Genomic DNA, 17912 nt, shown 5'->3' with positions numbered 1-17912 from the left:
AGCGTTTACATTCGTAAAATTCAGCCGATTGCTGTCTTGTCAAAACAGGAGAGGGCTTATATAATGTTTGTAACTTATATGTCTGTGTTGAGTTAACAATTGTCTTTTTCAAGAGGACAATCAATAGAAAGGTGGAGTTTTTTTGAAAGCGATTCGTGTAGGGCTTTTAGGTTTAGGTACCGTCGGAAGCGGTGTCGTTAAAATTATTCAAGACCATCAGGATAAGCTGATGCATCAGGTCGGCTGTCCGGTTACGATAAAAAAAGTGCTTGTAAAAGATCTAGAGAAAAAGAGAGAAGTAGATTTGCCAAAGGAAGTGCTCACGACCGAAGTGTATGATGTCATCGATGATCCAGATGTTGATGTCGTCATCGAGGTGATCGGCGGAGTTGAACAGACAAAACAATATTTGCTCGACGCGCTGAGATCGAAAAAGCATGTTGTCACAGCAAACAAGGATTTAATGGCTGTGTACGGCTCTGAGCTGCTTGCGGAAGCGAAGGAAAATGGCTGTGATATCTACTTTGAAGCCAGTGTTGCCGGCGGGATTCCGATTCTGCGTACGTTAGAGGAAGGTCTCTCATCAGACCGGATTACAAAAATGATGGGGATTGTGAACGGAACAACGAACTTTATCTTAACAAAAATGATTAAAGAAAAAAGCCCTTACGAGGAAGTGCTCAAGGAAGCGCAGGATCTCGGCTTTGCCGAAGCTGATCCGACTTCAGACGTGGAAGGGCTTGACGCCGCACGGAAAATGGCGATATTGGCGCGCCTCGGCTTCTCAATGAACGTGGATCTGGAAGACGTCAAAGTAAAGGGGATCTCCCAAATTACAGACGAGGACATCAGCTTCAGCAAACGCCTCGGCTATACGATGAAGCTGATCGGGATTGCTCAGCGTGACGGCAGCAAAATTGAAGTCAGTGTTCAGCCGACACTGCTTCCTGACCACCACCCGCTTTCTGCTGTTCATAATGAGTTTAACGCCGTTTATGTATACGGCGAGGCTGTCGGTGAGACGATGTTCTACGGACCGGGAGCCGGAAGCATGCCGACTGCGACCTCTGTTGTTTCTGACCTTGTCGCTGTCATGAAAAATATGCGCCTTGGCGTAACCGGCAACAGCTTTGTTGGGCCGCAATATGAGAAAAATATGAAATCGCCGTCTGACATTTACGCACAGCAGTTTTTAAGAATTCATGTAAAAGATGAGGTCGGTTCATTCTCGAAAATTACGTCTGTGTTCTCCGAACGGGGCGTGAGCTTTGAAAAGATCCTTCAGCTGCCGATTAAAGGCCATGATGAGTTAGCCGAAATCGTGATTGTGACACACCATACATCTGAAGCTGATTTCAGTGATATCCTGCAAAACCTAAATGATTTGGAAGTCGTTCAAGAAGTCAAAAGCACATATCGTGTAGAAGGGAACGGTTGGAGCTAATGTGGAAAGGACTTATCCATCAATATAAAGATTTTTTACCTGTAACAGATCAAACACCGGCGCTTACTTTACATGAAGGAAACACACCTCTTATTCACCTGCCGAAGCTGTCTGAGCAGCTCGGAATTGAACTTCATGTCAAAACAGAAGGCGTCAATCCTACGGGATCATTTAAAGATCGCGGAATGGTCATGGCTGTGGCGAAAGCAAAAGAAGAAGGCAACGACACGATTATGTGCGCGTCAACAGGAAACACTTCCGCTGCTGCGGCGGCTTATGCAGCCCGCGCTAACATGAAATGCATCGTCATCATCCCGAACGGCAAAATCGCATTTGGTAAACTCGCTCAGGCTGTCATGTACGGAGCCGAGATTATTGCAATTGACGGAAACTTTGACGATGCGCTTAAAATTGTCCGTTCCATCTGTGAGAAATCACCGATTGCCCTTGTCAACTCAGTTAACCCTTACCGCATAGAAGGCCAAAAAACAGCTGCCTTCGAAGTGTGCGAGCAGCTGGGAGAAGCGCCGGATGTGTTAGCGATCCCGGTCGGAAACGCGGGAAACATCACTGCGTACTGGAAGGGCTTCAAGGAATATCATGAGAAAAACGGCACAGGCCTTCCGAAAATGCGCGGCTTTGAAGCAGAAGGCGCGGCGGCAATCGTGCGCAATGAAGTAATTGAAAATCCCGAAACAATAGCAACGGCCATTCGTATCGGAAACCCGGCAAGCTGGGACAAAGCTGTAAAAGCAGCTGAGGAATCCAATGGGAAAATTGACGAAGTCACTGATGATGAAATTCTTCACGCGTATCAGTTGATCGCCCGTGAAGAAGGCGTGTTTGCAGAACCGGGTTCTTGCGCGTCTATCGCAGGAGTGCTGAAACAGGTGAAATCCGGGGAAATACCGAAAGGCAGCAAGGTCGTTGCTGTGTTAACAGGAAACGGACTGAAGGATCCGAACACAGCGGTCGACATTTCGGAAATCAAGCCTGTTACATTGCCGACTGATGAAGACAGCATCCTTGAATATGTAAAAGGAGCGGCCCGTGTATGAACGAAGCCGACATGCTGTTCACTGTCACTGTTCCCGGAAGCACGGCTAACCTAGGCCCCGGCTTTGATTCAGTCGGAATGGCGCTCAGCAGATATTTGAAGCTGACCGTCTTTGAAAGCGACAAATGGTCTTTTGAAGCTGAAACAGAAACAGTCGCCGGAATTCCGGCGGGTACAGATAATATGATCTATCAAGTGGCAAAACGGACAGCAGATTTGTATGGCAAAGAAATGCCGCCTGTCCATGTGAAGGTGTGGAGCGACATTCCGCTCGCACGCGGCCTTGGCAGCAGCGCCGCGGCGATTGTAGCGGCCATTGAACTGGCTGATGAATTATGCAGCTTAAAGCTGTCTGAAGCGGACAAGCTGCATTTAGCCAGCCTTGAAGAAGGACATCCGGACAATGCGGGCGCTTCTCTCGTTGGCGGACTTGTCATTGGCCTGCATGAAGAAGACGAGACACAAATGATACGCGTCCCGGATGCTGACATTGACGTTGTCGTTGTCATTCCTTTTTACGAGGTGCTGACAAGAGACGCAAGAGACGTGCTTCCGAAAGAGTTTCCATATGCCGACGCCGTAAAAGCAAGTGCCGTCAGCAATATACTCATCGCTGCGATCATGTCCAAGGATTGGGCGCTCGTCGGGAAAATCATGAAGAAGGATATGTTTCATCAGCCGTACCGGGCGATGCTTGTCCCTGAGTTGTCCAAGGTAGAACATGTCGCCGAGATGAAGGGCGCCTATGGAACGGCTCTCAGCGGGGCAGGCCCGACGATTCTCGTCATGACTGAAAAAGGAAAGGGAGAAGAGCTGAAAGAACAGCTCGCGCTTCATTTCCCTCATTGTGAAGTTGACGCTTTGACCGTTCCGAAAGAGGGAAGTATAATAGAGCGAAATCCTTTATATCAAGTAAAAAGTGTATAGATCATGCCAAGCGTTCCTCAGCGTCAGCGGAGGGCGCTTTTTTTCTGATGGAGATAAAGGAGTTTTTATTTAGAAAAACGAAATACTTGTAAAAAGGAGGAGATGAAAATGAAAAAGCTGATAACCGCAGAAGACATCACAGCGATTGTCTCTGTGACCGATCCTCAATATGCCCCAGACGGCAGCCGTGCCGCATATGTGAAGTCACAAGTGAACCAAGAGAAAGATTCGTATACATCAAATATATGGATCTATGAAACGAAAACGGGCAGATCTGTTCCTTGGACACACGGAAAAAAGCGGAGCACTGACCCAAGATGGTCTCCGGACGGGCGCACGCTTGCCTTTATATCTGATCGTGAAGGCGATGCGGCACAGCTGTATATCATGAGCGCTGAAGGCGGAGAAGCGAGAAAACTGACTGATATCCCGTATGGCGTGTCAAAACCAATATGGTCCCCGGATGGCGAATCGGTGCTTGTCACTGTCAGTTTGGGAGAGGGGGAAAGTATTGATGACCAAGAGAAAACGGAGCCGGACAGCTTTGAACCCATTGAAGTGCAGGGTCTATCCTATAAAAGGGACGGCAAAGGGCTGACGAGAGGTGCGTATGCCCAGCTTGTGCTTGTCAGCGTGAAGTCTGGTAAGGTGAAGCAGCTGACAAATCACAAAGCCGATCATGGCGACTCTGCTTTTTCTCCTGATGGCAAATGGCTTGTTTTCTCAGCTAATTTGATTGAGACGGATGATGCCAGCAAGCCGCATGATGTTTATATAATGTCGCTGGAGTCTGGAGATCTTAAGCAGATTACACCTCATCGCGGCTCATTCGGACCAAGCTCATTTTCACCGGACGGAAGGTATCTTGCTTTGCTTGGGCATGAAAAGGAATATCATAATGCAACGCTCGAAAAGGCGTGGCTCTATGATATCGAACAAGACCGCCTCACATGTCTGACTGAGATGCTGGACGTTCATTTAGCGGATGCGCTGATTGGAGATTCATTGATCGGAGGTGCCGAACAGCACCCGGTTTGGACGAAAGACTGCCAAGGGTTTTATGTTATCGGCACAGATCAAGGCAGCACGGGAATCTATTATATTTCGATTGAAGGCCTTGTGTATCCGATTCGTCTCGAAAAAGAGTACATCAATAGCTTTTCCATTTCACCTGACGAACAACACTTTATTGCCAGTGTGACAAAGCCGGACAGACCGAGCGAGCTATACAGCATCCCGCTTGGGCAGGAAGAGAAACGGCTGACTGGCGCGAATGACAAGTTTGTCGGCGAGCATGCGATTTCAATACCTGAAGATATTCAATTTGTCACAGAAGACGGCGTGACGGTGAACGGCTGGCTGATGAAGCCTGCACAGGCGGAAGATGAGACATCATACCCTCTTATTCTCAACATACACGGCGGACCGCACATGATGTACGGGAATACATATTTTCATGAATTTCAAGTGCTGGCGGCGAAAGGGTACGCGGTAGTTTATATCAATCCGAGAGGAAGCCACGGCTACGGGCAGGAATTTGTGAATGCCGTCAGAGGAGATTATGGAGGAAAGGATTATGAGGATGTGATGCAGGCTGTGGACGAGGCTATCAAACGAGATCCGCAGATTGATCCGAAGCGGCTCGGTGTCACGGGAGGAAGCTACGGAGGCTTTATGACCAACTGGATCGTCGGGCAGACGAACCGCTTTAAAGCTGCCGTCACCCAGCGCTCCATATCAAATTGGATCAGCTTTCACGGCGTCAGTGATATCGGCTACTTCTTCACAGACTGGCAGCTTGAGCATGACGTGTTTGAAGACACAGAAAAGCTCTGGGACCGTTCCCCTATAAAGTACGCAGCAAATGTCGAGACACCGCTTTTGATTCTGCATGGCGAGCGAGATGACCGGTGCCCGATCGAGCAGGCTGAGCAGCTATTTATTGCCTTGAAAAAAATGGGCAAGGAAACCATGTTCGTCCGTTTTCCGAAAGCATCGCACAATTTGTCACGCAGCGGTCACCCGGGACAGCGGGTCAAACGCCTGAATTATATCAGCTCATGGTTTGATCAATATCTCTAAAAAAAGCCAGGCTGATGGAAATATCAGCCTGGCTGCTTTATTAAAAGACTTGTTCTACTTCAACAACACCCGGCACTTCTTCAAGAAGAGCGCGTTCAATTCCGGCTTTCAGCGTAATTGTTGAACTTGGGCAGCTGCCGCATGCGCCTAGAAGACGAAGCTTTACGATACCTTCATCTACGTCTACAAGCTCACAGTCACCGCCGTCACGAAGTAAAAACGGACGAAGTTTGTCCAGTACTTCCTGCACCTGTTCTTTCATTTCAACTTCAGTCATGACATTCGCTCCTTTCGTCGTCATAAAACCATTATATTCAGTGTAACAATAAAAATCTATTGTTTGGTTTGCAAAGTTGCTTTCCCTATTATAGCACATTCAGACTTGAACACAAAAACGGTTTTTTTCTATAAAAATGTCTCTTGGCTCTGTATACTGAATAGAAAGGAGAAGGAGGGTTTATCAGTGACAAAACCAGTCATGCTCAGCGTGTACGGGGCAGAAACCGTTTGTGCAAGCTGTGTCAATATGCCGACGGCCAAGGATACATACGAATGGCTTGAGGCAGCGTTGAAAAGAAAATATCCAAATCAGCCTTTTATGATGCAATACATCGATATTCATGAGCCGCCTGACAATGAACATGCGAAAGAGCTTGCGGAGAAAATCAGAAATGACGAGTATTTTTATCCGCTTGTGCTCGTAGAAGACAAAATTGTCGGTGAAGGCAATCCGAAATTAAAAGACGTTTATGAGGAAATGGAGAAGCATGGGTATGCAGAAAACCGCTGATATGATCAGCGGTTCTTCTCTATCATTAACCGTTATGGTGTTTGTACATCCACAGCAATCCGGATTTCAGCATACGCGGAACACGACCGATCAGCGGGCGGTCAGCAACAAGACCGAAGCCGGCTTTTTTACCGAGTGAACCGAGAACGCCTTTCAGCTTGAACTGCGGCATTGATTCTGGAAGGGCTTCTCCATTCCAGCGTTTTTGTAAGATTTGGACAATCTGCTCTGCTTGAGCCTCTGCCAGCTGGGCGCTCGGTGCATGAGGAAGGCTGGCGCAATCGCCGACTACGTACAGATGTTCATCACCAGGAATATTGTGATGAGGCGTTAATACGATACGCCCTTGTGCGTCCTTCTCCACATCTAAGTCTCTGACGACTTTGTTCGGCTGGATGCCGGCTGTCCATACAATGGCATCTGCAGAAATCGGATCATCGTGGTTATACACAATGCCTTCTTCTACTTTAGTGATATTTGCCCTGTTAATGATGCGGACACCGTGCTCTTCGAACCATTTTTGCACATATTTGCTCAAGCGCTCGGGAAAGCTTGATAAAATGAGATTGCCGCGGTCGAACAAAATAATGTTCAGGTCATCACGGCTTTCTCTCAATTCACTTGCAAGCTCAACGCCGCTAAGGCCCGCTCCGACAATGGCGACAGTGGCATTAGCGCTCAGGTTATTCAGCTTTTGATAGGTTTCGCGGGACTGGTCGATGGTTTGAATGCTGTAGGTGAATTCAGGCGCTCCCGGCACGTTGTGATATTTATCCTCACAGCCGAGCCCGATCACGGCGTCATCGTAAGAAATCGGTTCACGATCTTGGAACAGCACTTGTTTTTGTGCAATATCAATTGATGAGATATCACCGTATTGGACATCCAGGCGAGGGTGCTCTGGGAATGACACTCTGATATGATGGTCAGAAATTGTGCCTGCGGCAAGGGCATAATATTCTGTTTTCAAGCAGTGATAAGGATTTCTGTCAATTAACGTGATTGAAACATCATCAGGCAGCTGGTTTGGCAATAAGCGATGAAGAACACGCATGTTCCCGTAACCTCCGCCGATCAAGACCAATTTTTTCATTTGAATTCCCCTTTAATCCGAAGAGTATGATAGACACATTGAAGAAAATACGAACTATGTAAAATAACATCTAGAATTATATCGAATTTGATCTAAAATCACAATAATAGTTTCAAAATAACCTACAAATTAGCCTTTAATCACAAATTAGTAAAACGTTATTTGAGGAATGATATGTTACGATAATAAATTTTGATGAATCTGTTATCTTTGACGAATGGTGAAAAATTCGCGATAATGGACATATGTGAGGTGAAACCGCATGAATCCAATGATTGAATTTTGTGTCAGCAATCTGGCTCACGGCTCTCAGGAAGCCCGGGCGATTTTGGAGAAGGACCCAAACCTGGATGTTCTCGAATACGGCTGCTTAAGCTACTGCGGGACATGCATGGAGTCGCTTTTCGCTCTTGTAAACGGAGAAGTCGTCATGGGTGAAACGCCTGCTGAGCTTGTTGAGAATATATATACATTTATTGAAGAAAATCCAATGTTTTGAAGAAAAGGGCCTGGACAGGCCCTTTTTTATTTTGTCGTACAAAAGAACTAAAAAATGTGTAGACATCAAAAAATATTATTGTTATCGTATAAAAGATATTTTTTTAAATAAAATTTAAGAGGTGTAGGTGTATTCATGAGTGTTCTGTGGGGACTGCTCGGCGCAGTTGCGATCATTGCTATCGCGTTTTTATTTTCAGAAAAGAAAAGCAATATTAAGATAAGAACCGTCATCATTGGTTTATGCACACAGGTGGCGTTTGGATACATCGTGTTGAAATGGGAAGCGGGACGCGCTGTTTTTTTATGGTTTTCAAGCCGTGTACAGCTTCTGATTGATTATGCGAATGAAGGCATCAGTTTTATTTTTGGACCGCTTCTGAAAGTCGGTGACAGTCCGGCATTTGCATTAAGTGTACTGCCCGTTATCATTTTCTTCTCAGCACTGATCGCCGTTTTATATCATTTGAAAATCATGCAGCTCATTTTCCGTGTCATTGGCGGCGGATTGTCGAAGCTCCTTGGGACAAGCAAAACGGAATCTCTTGCAGCTGCTGCTAATATTTTTGTAGGACAATCTGAATCTCCGTTAGTGATCAGACCCCTTATTGCAGGGCTGACGCGCTCTGAATTGTTCACGATTATGACGAGCGGTCTATCGGCTGTTGCGGGTTCAACCTTGTTTGGGTACGCGCTTCTCGGTATTCCGATTGAATACTTGCTTGCGGCCAGCTTTATGGCTGCTCCCGCGGGTCTTGTCTTCGGTAAATTGATTATACCCGAAACGGAAAAGCCCCAAACCGTAAAAAGCGATTTCAAAATGGATGAAGGCGAAGGCGCAGCCAATGTCATTGACGCAGCTGCAAAGGGAGCGTCAACAGGCCTGCAAATTGCCTTAAACGTTGGAGCGATGCTGCTTGCGTTCGTTGCATTAATTGCCGTAGTAAACGGTATTCTTGGCGGAGTTTTCAGCTTATTCGGCTTAAAAGGCGTCACGTTAGAATCTATCCTCGGCTATGTGTTTTCTCCAATCGCCTTTTTGATTGGCGTGCCTTGGCATGAAGCGTTGCAGGCAGGAAGCTATATCGGCCAGAAATTGGTGCTGAATGAGTTTGTTGCTTATTCTAACTTCGGTCCGCACATCGGCGAGTTTTCTAAGAAAACCGCTACCATTATCAGTTTCGCATTATGCGGATTCGCCAATTTTTCATCAATTGCGATTATGCTCGGTACACTTGGCGGTTTAGCGCCGAGCCGCCGTTCAGATATCGCACGCCTAGGCTTGAAGGCTGTTCTAGCGGGAACATTAGCCAATCTGCTCAGCGCAGCCATTGCCGGCATGTTTATATAAACGATAAAAGCTCCTTGCGTCAGTGCAAGGAGCTTTTATGTATGAAAAACGGGGGATAATTGTATTGTGTCCGTTTATAATAGCTTTTATACTAAGTAAAAGAAAAAAAGTTGGAGGCACCTATGAACTCATTTCGATTTACCAAAATGCACGGCCTGGGAAACAGCTATATCTATGTGAATCAATTTGAAGAACAGCTGCCGGAAGAAAAACTGTCTGAGATTGCCGTTCAGGTTTCTTCTGTTTATACAGGGATCGGTTCTGACGGAATGATCCTGATATGCCCTTCAGATCAAGCGCCTGTCAAAATGCGGATTTTTAATAATGATGGGTCTGAAGGGAAAAATTGCGGCAACGGCCTGCGCTGCGTCGCAAAGTACGCATATGAGCATAAGCTGGTTGAGGAAACATCTTTTCTGATTGAAACCCTCTCCGGGCTTGTGAAAGCGGAGGTTCAAGTTGAAAACGGAAAAGTGAATGTGGTCACTGTCGATATGGGCGAACCGCGCCTGACAAAAGCCGAGCTTCCAATGCTTGGCGGCGGGGAAGAGCACACGATCAATGAAACGATGATGTTTGGTGAAGCCGAACTAACAGGCACTGCTGTTTCAATGGGAAATCCGCATATCGTTTTTCCGATCGCTGACATTGAACAGGCACCCCTGACGACATTGGGACCGGTGATTGAGAAAGATCCGAGATTTCCGGAAGGCATCAATGTGGAATTCGTCGAAACCGTGAATGAACATGAACTGCATTTCCGCGTCTGGGAACGGGGATCAGGCATTACTCAGGCATGCGGGACAGGAGCGTGTGCAGCGGCGGTCGCATCAGTGTTAAACGGCGTATCAAAACGAAATCAAGACATCACGGTGCATTTAGCAGGCGGAGACTTGGTGATTAACTGGAAGGATAACGGCCATGTGATGATGACAGGGCCGGCTGAGACCGTTTGTGAAGGTGTCTATTTTTTGTAAAACACCTTGTTTGAGAATTGAACCGATCATGTTTATAATAAAAGACAACATCCGGTTTTTAAAAGGAGGTTCACAAAGATGAGCAACCCGGTAACAATAACAGAAGCAGCAGCTTTGCATATAAAAGATATGATGAAAGAGCATGAAGAAGAAAACGCGTTTCTGCGTGTCGGCGTCAAAGGCGGCGGCTGCAGCGGCCTTTCTTACGGCATGGGCTTTGAGCATGAAAAGGGCGAAAAAGACAGTATGTTTGATCAGCATGGCATCACGGTTCTTGTTGACAAAGAAAGCCTTGATATCATGAACGGCACCGTGATTGACTATAAACAATCCATGCTCGGCGGCGGCTTCACCATCGACAATCCAAACGCCATCGCCTCATGCGGTTGCGGTTCTTCTTTTAGAACAGCAACGAATGCAGGTAAGCCTGAAGAGTGCTAGGCGCTAAAGCCCGATATTTCGAGATATGAATCAATCATCTCACCAGTTTCGGAGGATTGCGTGATTGCGTCCCACGAGTAACCGTTAGATTGTTCATGACGCTTTTCTTAGTGATAAATCATCGTTAAGGGAGGCGTTTTTATTATGGCTTAAATAGACAAAATTCACTTTACGCAGCCTCCTTCATCTTCATTTATATTGTAAATGCAACAAAGTTGGGGTATATTTAACGTGCGGTATTTTTATTGCATTTACAACAAAAAAACGTTTGAGGAGTTGATGGTGAGGGAGATTCTTTGTGAAATTGGAGTGGCAGCAAGGGCCGTATCTGAACCTTGTCCGAATATGTACAAACCCAGGAATCTTTAAGAAAAGTTAGCCGAAAGGATAAAAGTAGATCGAATAAAAAACATTTTCCAACAGAGAAAGGAAAATGTATTTCCATTTATAAAAAGAAAAAGTATAGAAAAGGACTGGAAATTTAGAAAAACATGAGAAATTATTGATTATATAGAGGAGCGACATATTTAAATGACCATAAATATAAAAAAGTGCAGCCAAGAAGACTTAAAAATACTTCAAGAAATTAGTATTGAAACATTCAACGATACATTTAAAGACCAGAATTCACCTGAAAATATGAAAGCCTATTTGGAAAGTGCATTTAACGCTAAACAGTTGGAAAAGGAATTATCCAATACTTCTTCGCAGTTCTTTTTTGTTTATTTTAATCATGAAGTCGCTGGATATTTAAAGCTCAACACCGATGATGCTCAGTCTGAAGAAATGGGTAAAGAATCACTTGAAATAGAGAGGATTTATATAAAGAACAAATTTCAAAAACATGGGCTTGGCAAACATCTATTAAACAAAGCTATGGAAATTGCCTTGGAACGTAATAAAAAGAAAGTCTGGCTGGGTGTATGGGAAGAAAATGAAAATGCCATTGCTTTTTATAAGAAAATGGGGTTTGTTCAAATTGGAGCCCACTCTTTTTATATGGGGGATGAAGAACAAATAGACTATATCATGACCAAAACACTCCTATAACTTGTTGAAAAGGGGGATTAACATGTATATTCCAAAGTATTATAAGGTCACAAATGTTGATGAAATTGTTGATTTTGTTCAAAATAATTCTTTTGGCACGATTGTCACAATAAAACAAGGGAAACCAATTGCCACTCATTTGCCCTTAGGATTCAATAAAAAAGGTGATGATTGCTATATTACTGGGCATATGGCTTATGGAAATCCTCAGTGGAGAACATTTGCAGCATGTGAAGATGTGCTTGTGATGTTTCAGGGACCGCACGCTTATATTTCTTCTTCTTGGTATTCCCGCGAAAATGTTCCGACGTGGAATTATCAGGCTGTCCACATGTATGGTAAAGCAAGCATTTTAGAGAAAGATGAATTAATTGAAGAATTAACAATAATGTTGGAAAAATACGAAAAACATCGAGAAAATCCAGTTTTATGGGATAAACTTTCTCCAACTCTTTTAGAAAGTGAATTGAAAGGTATAGTTGGATTTAAGATTAAGGTAGGAGACATTCAGGCGGCATATAAATTAAGCCAGAACCGAGATGAAACGGATTATACGAACATCATTAAAGAATTACAAAATGAAGGAAATCTAAATTCAAAACAAATGGCAGAATTGATGGAAAAGAGATTCAAAAAGCAAATATAAACCCACTTTTATGAAACCCTCCGTATGCCAGTGGGCCTGAAGGTGCTAATAACAGTAAACGCCAAGTCAAGCGGCAAACCGCTGACTTGGCGTTTTTTTATGATTAATATTTATCCCCATTAAAAATGGAATTCTTCACAATCACATAATCCACATTTCGGATCGCATCAAGCTTTGTTCCGCCTGCATAAGAAATAGAAGATTGCAGATCCTGTTCCATTTCAATCAGCGTATCCTTAATTGAGCCTTTATGCGCCACGTGCATTTTTTTGCCTTCTACATTTTTCTTTTCGCCTTTTTGGAATTCAGAGGCTGAGCCGAAGTACTCTTTGTAGAGCTTTCCGTCTTTTTCGATCGTTTGGCCTGGTGATTCTTCGTGTCCGGCGAATAGTGAACCGATCATGACCATCGTTGCGCCAAATCTGATTGATTTTGCGATGTCGCCATGTGTACGGATGCCGCCATCCGCGATAATCGGTTTGCTGGCTGCTTTGGCACACCAGCGTAGCGCCGCTAATTGCCAGCCGCCAGTGCCGAAGCCGGTTTTGATTTTCGTAATACATACTTTTCCCGGTCCGATGCCGACTTTAGTGGCATCCGCTCCCGCATTTTCAAGTTCTCTGACAGCTTCCGGCGTTCCGACATTGCCAGCAATAACAAAGCTGTCCGGCAAATGTTTTTTTAGGTGCTGGATCATTTCAATGACAGCATTTGAGTGCCCGTGAGCAATGTCAATAGTCACGTATTCAGGAGCCAGATTTTCTTTTGCCAGCTGGAGGACAAATTCATACTCCTCATCTTTGACGCCCACGCTGATAGAAGAGAATAATCCGCGTGCGTTCATATCTTTAATAAAATCAATCCGTTTTTCAGGTTCAAATCGGTGCATCACATAAAAGTAGCCATTTTCGGCTAATGAAATCGCTAGTTTTTCATCTATAATCGTCTGCATATTGGCAGGGACGACGGGTAATTTAAATGTACGTCCGCCTAAACGTACGGATGTATCACATTCTGAACGGCTATTTACAATGCATTTTGCAGGAATTAGCTGAATATCTTCGTAATCAAATACGTTTTCCATGGTTTTCACTCCTAAAAACGAATATTTAAAATGATATTATATGAAATGTTCGCCTTCTATAATGTACTCTGTTTTATTTAGGATGTCAAACGTTTTTATTTGCTGGCACGTATGTACAAGTGCCGAAGCTTGTCATGTTCAGTGAGTTTGGGTATCATAGTCTTAACGAAAAGTCTTAGAGAGCGGATCAAAACGCGAATGATATACGTTCAGCAAAGCTTGGTCGTTCAGCACCAGGCTTTCTTTATGACATGGACATGTGAAAGGAGCGAATGAGATGACGCAAAACGAAGAAAAAACACCGAAATCCCAAAAGATCCAAGACCGCATTATTATGGCAATGATCTGGATCGTCGCAGCCCTTGTGATTGCGCTGGTTCTTGGAACTGCGATGAATTATATAAATATCTTCAAATAAAAAAAGGAGCTGTGTCGTTGACACAAACTCCTTTTTTTATTATTTATTTTCAAAAAGACTTGTTGAGTGAAGAGGCTGTACGCGGGCTTTCGGATCCATGTAAGCTTTGGCGTTGTTCACTGCTGTCGGCGCCTCGCCGAAGCCGCTGGCAATCAGGTTGACTTTTCCTTCATATGTGCAAATGTCACCTGCTGCAAAGAAGCCTTCGATGTTTGTTTCCATTGTTGATTTCACGACAATGGAATTTTTCTCGATGTCCAGACCCCAGTTTTTGATCGGTCCAAGAGATGAAACGAAACCGTAGTTGACGATTAAGTCATCGATTTCTAAAATCTCTTTTCGATCGCCTTTCACTTCTTCAAGCACAAGCTGTTCAATTTTGCCTTCCCCGATCAGCTCCGCAGGGACGAATGGTGTCAGGACATTAACCTTCGACGCATGAAGGTTTTCCACACTGTGCTCGTGCGCGCGGAATTTATCGCGGCGGTGAATGATGGATACTTCTTTTGCGATTGGTTCAAGCATAAGCGCCCAGTCAACTGCTGAATCTCCACCGCCAAGGATCGCAACGCGTCTGCCGGCGAATTTTTGCAAATCGTCAACGAAGTAGTGAAGGTTTTTGCCTTCATACTGCTCGGCATTTTCAAGTTCCAGCTTTCTCGGTTTGAATGCGCCGTTTCCTGCAGTAATGATGACTGTTTTAGAGTAGTGGGTTTCTTCATTTGTCACGAGCTTAAACACGCCGTCCGCTTGTTTCTCAACAGATTCAACCGCTTGCTCCAGACAAATGGTTTGGTCGAATTTCGCCATTTGCTCTTTTAGGTTATTGATAAGTTCTTGTGCGCGGATTTTCGGGAAGCCCGCTACATCGTATATATATTTCTCAGGGTAAAGGGCGCTAAGCTGTCCGCCGAGCTGAGGCAGGCTTTCGATAATTTTGACGCTTGCCTGTCTCATGCCTCCGTAAAAAGCGGTGAATAAGCCGACCGGTCCCCCGCCTATAATTGTAATATCATAAACCTTTGTATCCTCTCGCATACGAAAATTGCCTCCTAAATGAAAATTGTTATTAATTATACCATATTGCCGTTTAAATTGACGAGTCAGCAGAAAAAATCCTAAGTGTATGGGGTGCGCATCCATTCTTGAAAATATTTCCGCCGGCCGATACGATGATAACCAAATGAATTGATCTTTTTCTGAATGTTTCTTGGGCCAGCCGGATAAATATGATAGTAGTGCTATGCGTGAGGACTTCACAAAAAACTTTTCAATATATTTCATAAAATCCCGCCAATAAGCTGAAGCTAACACAAATGATGATTTTATTATGCGTCTAACAAAAGCAAAAAAAGAGAAGGTGGATGTGATGGCATTGAATAAGCCCAAAATCGTGATTTTAGGTGCAGGATATGGCGGATTGATGACGGTAACTAGGCTGACAAAGTTTGTCGGGCCGAATGATGCTGATATTACGCTTGTGAATAAACACAATTATCATTATGAAACGACATGGATGCATGAAGCGAGCGCGGGTACGCTCCACCATGATCGCTGCCGTTATCAGATAAAAGATGTAATCAACCAGTCGCGGGTCAATTTTGTACAGGATACCGTAAAGGCAATCAAAATAGATGAGAAAAAAGTTGTGCTTGCGAATGGAGAGCTGCAGTACGATTATTTAGTCATCGGACTCGGCGCGGTGCCCGAAACGTTCGGCATTAAAGGATTGAAAGAATATGCGTTTCCGATTGCCAACATCAACACGTCGCGCCTGCTGAGGGAACATATTGAGCTGCAGTTTGCGACTTACAATACGGAAGCGGAAAAACGGCCGGACAGGTTAACCATTGTTGTAGGCGGAGCCGGATTTACGGGGATTGAATTTCTTGGCGAGCTGGCAGCCCGCGTGCCTGAGCTCTGCAAGGAGTATGACGTTGACAGAAGCCTCGTGCGCATTATTTGTGTGGAAGCGGCGCCGACCGTTTTGCCAGGATTTGATCCTGAGCTTGTCGATTATGCGGTTCATTATCTTGAGGAAAACGGAATTGAGTTTAAGATCGGAACGGCTGTGCAAGAATGTACACCGGAAGGAGTCAGAGTCGGCAAAAAAGATGAAGAACCAGAGCAGATCAAATCGCAAACCGTTGTATGGGCGGCAGGTGTCCGCGGCCATCCGATTGTGGAGGAAGCCGGTTTTGAAAATATGCGCGGCCGGGTCAAAGTGAATCCGGATCTTCGTGCACCCGGACATGACAACGTCTTTATACTCGGTGACAGCTCGCTGTTTATGAATGAGGATACAGAGCGCCCGTATCCGCCGACTGCGCAAATTGCGATGCAGCAGGGGATAACGGTTGCTAAAAACCTTGGCAGGCTCATTAAAGGCGGGGAGCTTGAGGAATTCAAGCCCGACATTAAAGGAACGGTGGCTTCTCTTGGCGAGCATAACGCGGTTGGAGTCGTTTATGGCAGAAAGCTGAAAGGCACGCCGGCTTCGTTTATGAAAAAAGTCATCGATAATCGCTCGCTGTTTTTGATCGGCGGACTCGGACTGACGCTGAAAAAGGGCAAGTTCAAGTTTTTCTAAAAACCCGCGGAAGCGGGTTTTCTTTATTGAAAAACGCCAAAATAAAAAGAGAACGAGAGGAAATCAAGTATGTTTCCGCTTACATCAAAAGATTTGTCACATGATCTGACTTTATTGTTGACAGCTTGATATGTTATATTATCAGAAAATTAAGAAAAAGGGTGATGATCAGATGAAAACTGCAACGACAACCGCTTCGCATACATGCCCATTTTGCTCAGGGAAAGGGTATTTTCAATTGATCCTCGGCGGTTCAGAGACTTGTCCGTCTTGCCAGGGGACAGGAAAAGACAGTCATTCTTTTTCCAGCCGTTGACTTTATTTCAGCCCCCGCGTTACACTAAAAACAACGCAGGGGGTGGGATAGGTTGATTAGTCTGCCAGTCGTAATCATCTCAATTGTTTTGTTTTTTGTCTTGTTTTTTGGAATCGGTTTCTTATTAAACATGCTGCTGAGAATGTCTTGGATTATGGCTGTGATTTATCCGATTGTATGCCTTTTCATTATCAGCAAGGAAAAGCTGATCAGCTATGTCCAGTCGCCGGGAGAATCCTTTGCCGGCCTGTTTCATCGTGTCGTATCATTAGCGGCTGCCGATGTGCTGATTTTGGCCAGCGGTTTGGCTGGCGCCATCGTGTCCGGTATAGCGATCAACATGCTCAGAAAAAGAGGATATCAAATGTTTTAAATGCCGCTTTCTTCTAAAGAAAGCTTTTTTTGTGCTTTCAGCTCATTCACCATTTTGAATATTGCTCTCTCCAATTGGGAACAATGATCCGGAGGAGAGGTGAATGATGTTGAATATGATCAGACGTTTGCTGATGACCTGTTTATTTCTGCTTGCATTTGGCACGACATTTTTATCAGTGTCAGGAATTGAAGCGAAGGACTTGTCAAAATGGGTGCAGGAACATCAAGAAAAGCACTTGAAGCATGCAGGACTGACATTAAAAGCATTGCAACAGAAAAAAACACAAACCATGTCAGCGGCCAAGGATAAAACAAAACCGTTAGAAGAAGCATTTGACTGGGACGAGTATCCGGTCCAAAGAGTAACCGCAACAGGCTACACAGCAGGAGCTGAATCGACGGGAAAGAAGCCCGGCGATCCATTATACGGGCTTACATATTCAGGTGTGAAAGTGAAACGGGATTTATACTCCACGGTTGCCGCTGATCCGTCCGTTTTCCCGATCGGCACGATTTTATTTATCCCGAACTACGGTCTCGGAGTTGTGGCCGACACGGGATCAGCGATTAAGGGAAACCGCCTTGATCTGTACTTTGAAACCGTCAAAGATGTGTACAATGAATGGGGCAAAAAAAGCCTTGATGTATATGTGATTAAAAAGGGGACGGGAAAGGTCACCGAGGATGAGCTTGAGAAGCTCAATGAAACAAAGTCTTTGCAAGTGTTCAGAAATCAATATAAAACTGTGAAAGAATAAAACGCTCCAGCAACT

20 protein-coding genes are annotated in these 17912 nt (G+C 44.8%); 16 read left to right on the top strand and 4 right to left on the bottom strand.

Going from position 1 to position 17912, the window contains the following annotated elements; genetic code table 11:
• Positions 1-142 precede the first annotated feature (142 nt).
• The 4 genes from M1M80_RS16760 to M1M80_RS16745 all read left to right on the top strand — a co-directional run bounded on the left by M1M80_RS16760 (position 143) and on the right by M1M80_RS16745 (position 5510).
• Positions 143-1444, top strand: a complete 1302-nt coding sequence (locus M1M80_RS16760; protein WP_003240951.1) for a homoserine dehydrogenase — start codon at positions 143-145, stop codon at positions 1442-1444.
• The gene (gene thrC / locus M1M80_RS16755) at positions 1444-2502 is read left to right on the top strand and encodes a threonine synthase (RefSeq protein ID WP_060400055.1); all 1059 of its coding nucleotides are present in this window, start codon (positions 1444-1446) and stop codon (positions 2500-2502) included. Before M1M80_RS16760 ends, thrC begins: the two co-directional genes overlap by 1 nt.
• Positions 2499-3428: a homoserine kinase gene (gene thrB / locus M1M80_RS16750; RefSeq protein ID WP_019259370.1), complete on the top strand. Its 930-nt coding sequence runs from the start codon at positions 2499-2501 to the stop codon at positions 3426-3428. The genes thrC and thrB overlap by 4 nt, the downstream gene beginning before the upstream one ends.
• Positions 3429-3536: 108 nt before the next feature.
• Positions 3537-5510, top strand: a complete 1974-nt coding sequence (locus M1M80_RS16745) for a S9 family peptidase (RefSeq protein WP_060399412.1) — start codon at positions 3537-3539, stop codon at positions 5508-5510.
• A 40-nt stretch (positions 5511-5550) separates the two neighbouring features.
• On the opposite strand, the gene M1M80_RS16740 is transcribed toward M1M80_RS16745, so the two are convergent.
• On the bottom strand, positions 5551-5886 hold the full coding sequence (locus M1M80_RS16740) for a NifU family protein (RefSeq protein ID WP_010886606.1): 336 nt from the start codon (positions 5884-5886) through the stop codon (positions 5551-5553).
• Between the two features lie 87 nt (positions 5887-5973).
• Here M1M80_RS16740 and M1M80_RS16735 point away from each other — a divergent pair, with 87 nt between their 5' ends.
• On the top strand, positions 5974-6300 hold the full coding sequence (locus M1M80_RS16735) for a YuzD family protein (protein WP_003240959.1): 327 nt from the start codon (positions 5974-5976) through the stop codon (positions 6298-6300).
• A gap of 25 nt (positions 6301-6325) precedes the next feature.
• Here the strand turns inward: M1M80_RS16735 and M1M80_RS16730 are convergent, their stop codons facing one another.
• Positions 6326-7393 (bottom strand): NAD(P)/FAD-dependent oxidoreductase, encoded by a 1068-nt coding sequence (locus M1M80_RS16730; RefSeq protein WP_003240960.1) that lies wholly within the window; start codon positions 7391-7393, stop codon positions 6326-6328.
• Between the two features lie 262 nt (positions 7394-7655).
• Here M1M80_RS16730 and M1M80_RS16725 point away from each other — a divergent pair, with 262 nt between their 5' ends.
• The 6 genes from M1M80_RS16725 (at position 7656) to M1M80_RS16700 (ending at position 12356) form a co-directional block, all read left to right on the top strand.
• On the top strand, positions 7656-7892 hold the full coding sequence (locus tag M1M80_RS16725; RefSeq protein WP_003222913.1) for a YuzB family protein: 237 nt from the start codon (positions 7656-7658) through the stop codon (positions 7890-7892).
• Positions 7893-8027: 135 nt separating this feature from the next.
• Complete coding sequence (locus M1M80_RS16720) at positions 8028-9242, top strand: NupC/NupG family nucleoside CNT transporter (RefSeq protein WP_019259367.1); 1215 nt, start codon at positions 8028-8030, stop codon at positions 9240-9242.
• Between the two features lie 122 nt (positions 9243-9364).
• Positions 9365-10219, top strand: coding sequence for a diaminopimelate epimerase (gene dapF / locus M1M80_RS16715; RefSeq protein WP_060399411.1), 855 nt, complete (start codon positions 9365-9367; stop codon positions 10217-10219).
• A 78-nt stretch (positions 10220-10297) separates the two neighbouring features.
• Positions 10298-10660 carry a HesB/IscA family protein gene (locus tag M1M80_RS16710; protein WP_019259365.1) on the top strand — a complete coding sequence of 121 codons (363 nt, stop codon included), beginning with the start codon at positions 10298-10300 and terminating at the stop codon, positions 10658-10660.
• A gap of 531 nt (positions 10661-11191) precedes the next feature.
• Complete coding sequence (paiA, locus tag M1M80_RS16705) at positions 11192-11710, top strand: spermidine/spermine N(1)-acetyltransferase (protein WP_060399410.1); 519 nt, start codon at positions 11192-11194, stop codon at positions 11708-11710.
• 22 nt (positions 11711-11732) lie between these two features.
• Positions 11733-12356, top strand: a complete 624-nt coding sequence (locus M1M80_RS16700; protein ID WP_003240968.1) for an FMN-binding negative transcriptional regulator — start codon at positions 11733-11735, stop codon at positions 12354-12356.
• Positions 12357-12459: 103 nt separating this feature from the next.
• On the opposite strand, the gene guaC is transcribed toward M1M80_RS16700, so the two are convergent.
• Positions 12460-13440 carry a GMP reductase gene (guaC, locus tag M1M80_RS16695; RefSeq protein WP_003240970.1) on the bottom strand — a complete coding sequence of 327 codons (981 nt, stop codon included), beginning with the start codon at positions 13438-13440 and terminating at the stop codon, positions 12460-12462.
• Positions 13441-13717: 277 nt separating this feature from the next.
• On the opposite strand from guaC, the gene M1M80_RS16690 reads away from it, so the two are divergent.
• Positions 13718-13858 (top strand): hypothetical protein, encoded by a 141-nt coding sequence (locus M1M80_RS16690; protein ID WP_003240972.1) that lies wholly within the window; start codon positions 13718-13720, stop codon positions 13856-13858.
• 39 nt (positions 13859-13897) lie between these two features.
• Here the strand turns inward: M1M80_RS16690 and yumC are convergent, their stop codons facing one another.
• Positions 13898-14896 carry a ferredoxin--NADP reductase 2 gene (yumC, locus tag M1M80_RS16685; RefSeq protein WP_003228725.1) on the bottom strand — a complete coding sequence of 333 codons (999 nt, stop codon included), beginning with the start codon at positions 14894-14896 and terminating at the stop codon, positions 13898-13900.
• Positions 14897-15227: 331 nt separating this feature from the next.
• Between yumC and M1M80_RS16680 the strand changes: the two genes are divergently transcribed.
• From M1M80_RS16680 to spsC, 4 genes are all read left to right on the top strand, one after another.
• Positions 15228-16448, top strand: coding sequence for an NAD(P)/FAD-dependent oxidoreductase (locus M1M80_RS16680; RefSeq protein WP_032732266.1), 1221 nt, complete (start codon positions 15228-15230; stop codon positions 16446-16448).
• 172 nt (positions 16449-16620) lie between these two features.
• A complete protein-coding gene (locus M1M80_RS16675; protein WP_019259359.1) occupies positions 16621-16764 on the top strand; it encodes a YuiA family protein in 144 nt (47 codons plus the stop codon).
• Positions 16765-16816: 52 nt separating this feature from the next.
• A complete protein-coding gene (locus tag M1M80_RS16670; RefSeq protein ID WP_003240977.1) occupies positions 16817-17137 on the top strand; it encodes a YuiB family protein in 321 nt (106 codons plus the stop codon).
• A 103-nt stretch (positions 17138-17240) separates the two neighbouring features.
• The gene (spsC, locus tag M1M80_RS16665; protein ID WP_080010869.1) at positions 17241-17897 is read left to right on the top strand and encodes a stationary phase survival protein SpsC; all 657 of its coding nucleotides are present in this window, start codon (positions 17241-17243) and stop codon (positions 17895-17897) included.
• Positions 17898-17912 lie beyond the last annotated feature (15 nt).

It is taken from the genome of Bacillus inaquosorum, from assembly GCF_023238325.1.
Lineage (GTDB): Bacteria > Bacillota > Bacilli > Bacillales > Bacillaceae > Bacillus > Bacillus inaquosorum.
This window is presented reverse-complemented; position numbering and strand designations above follow the sequence as displayed.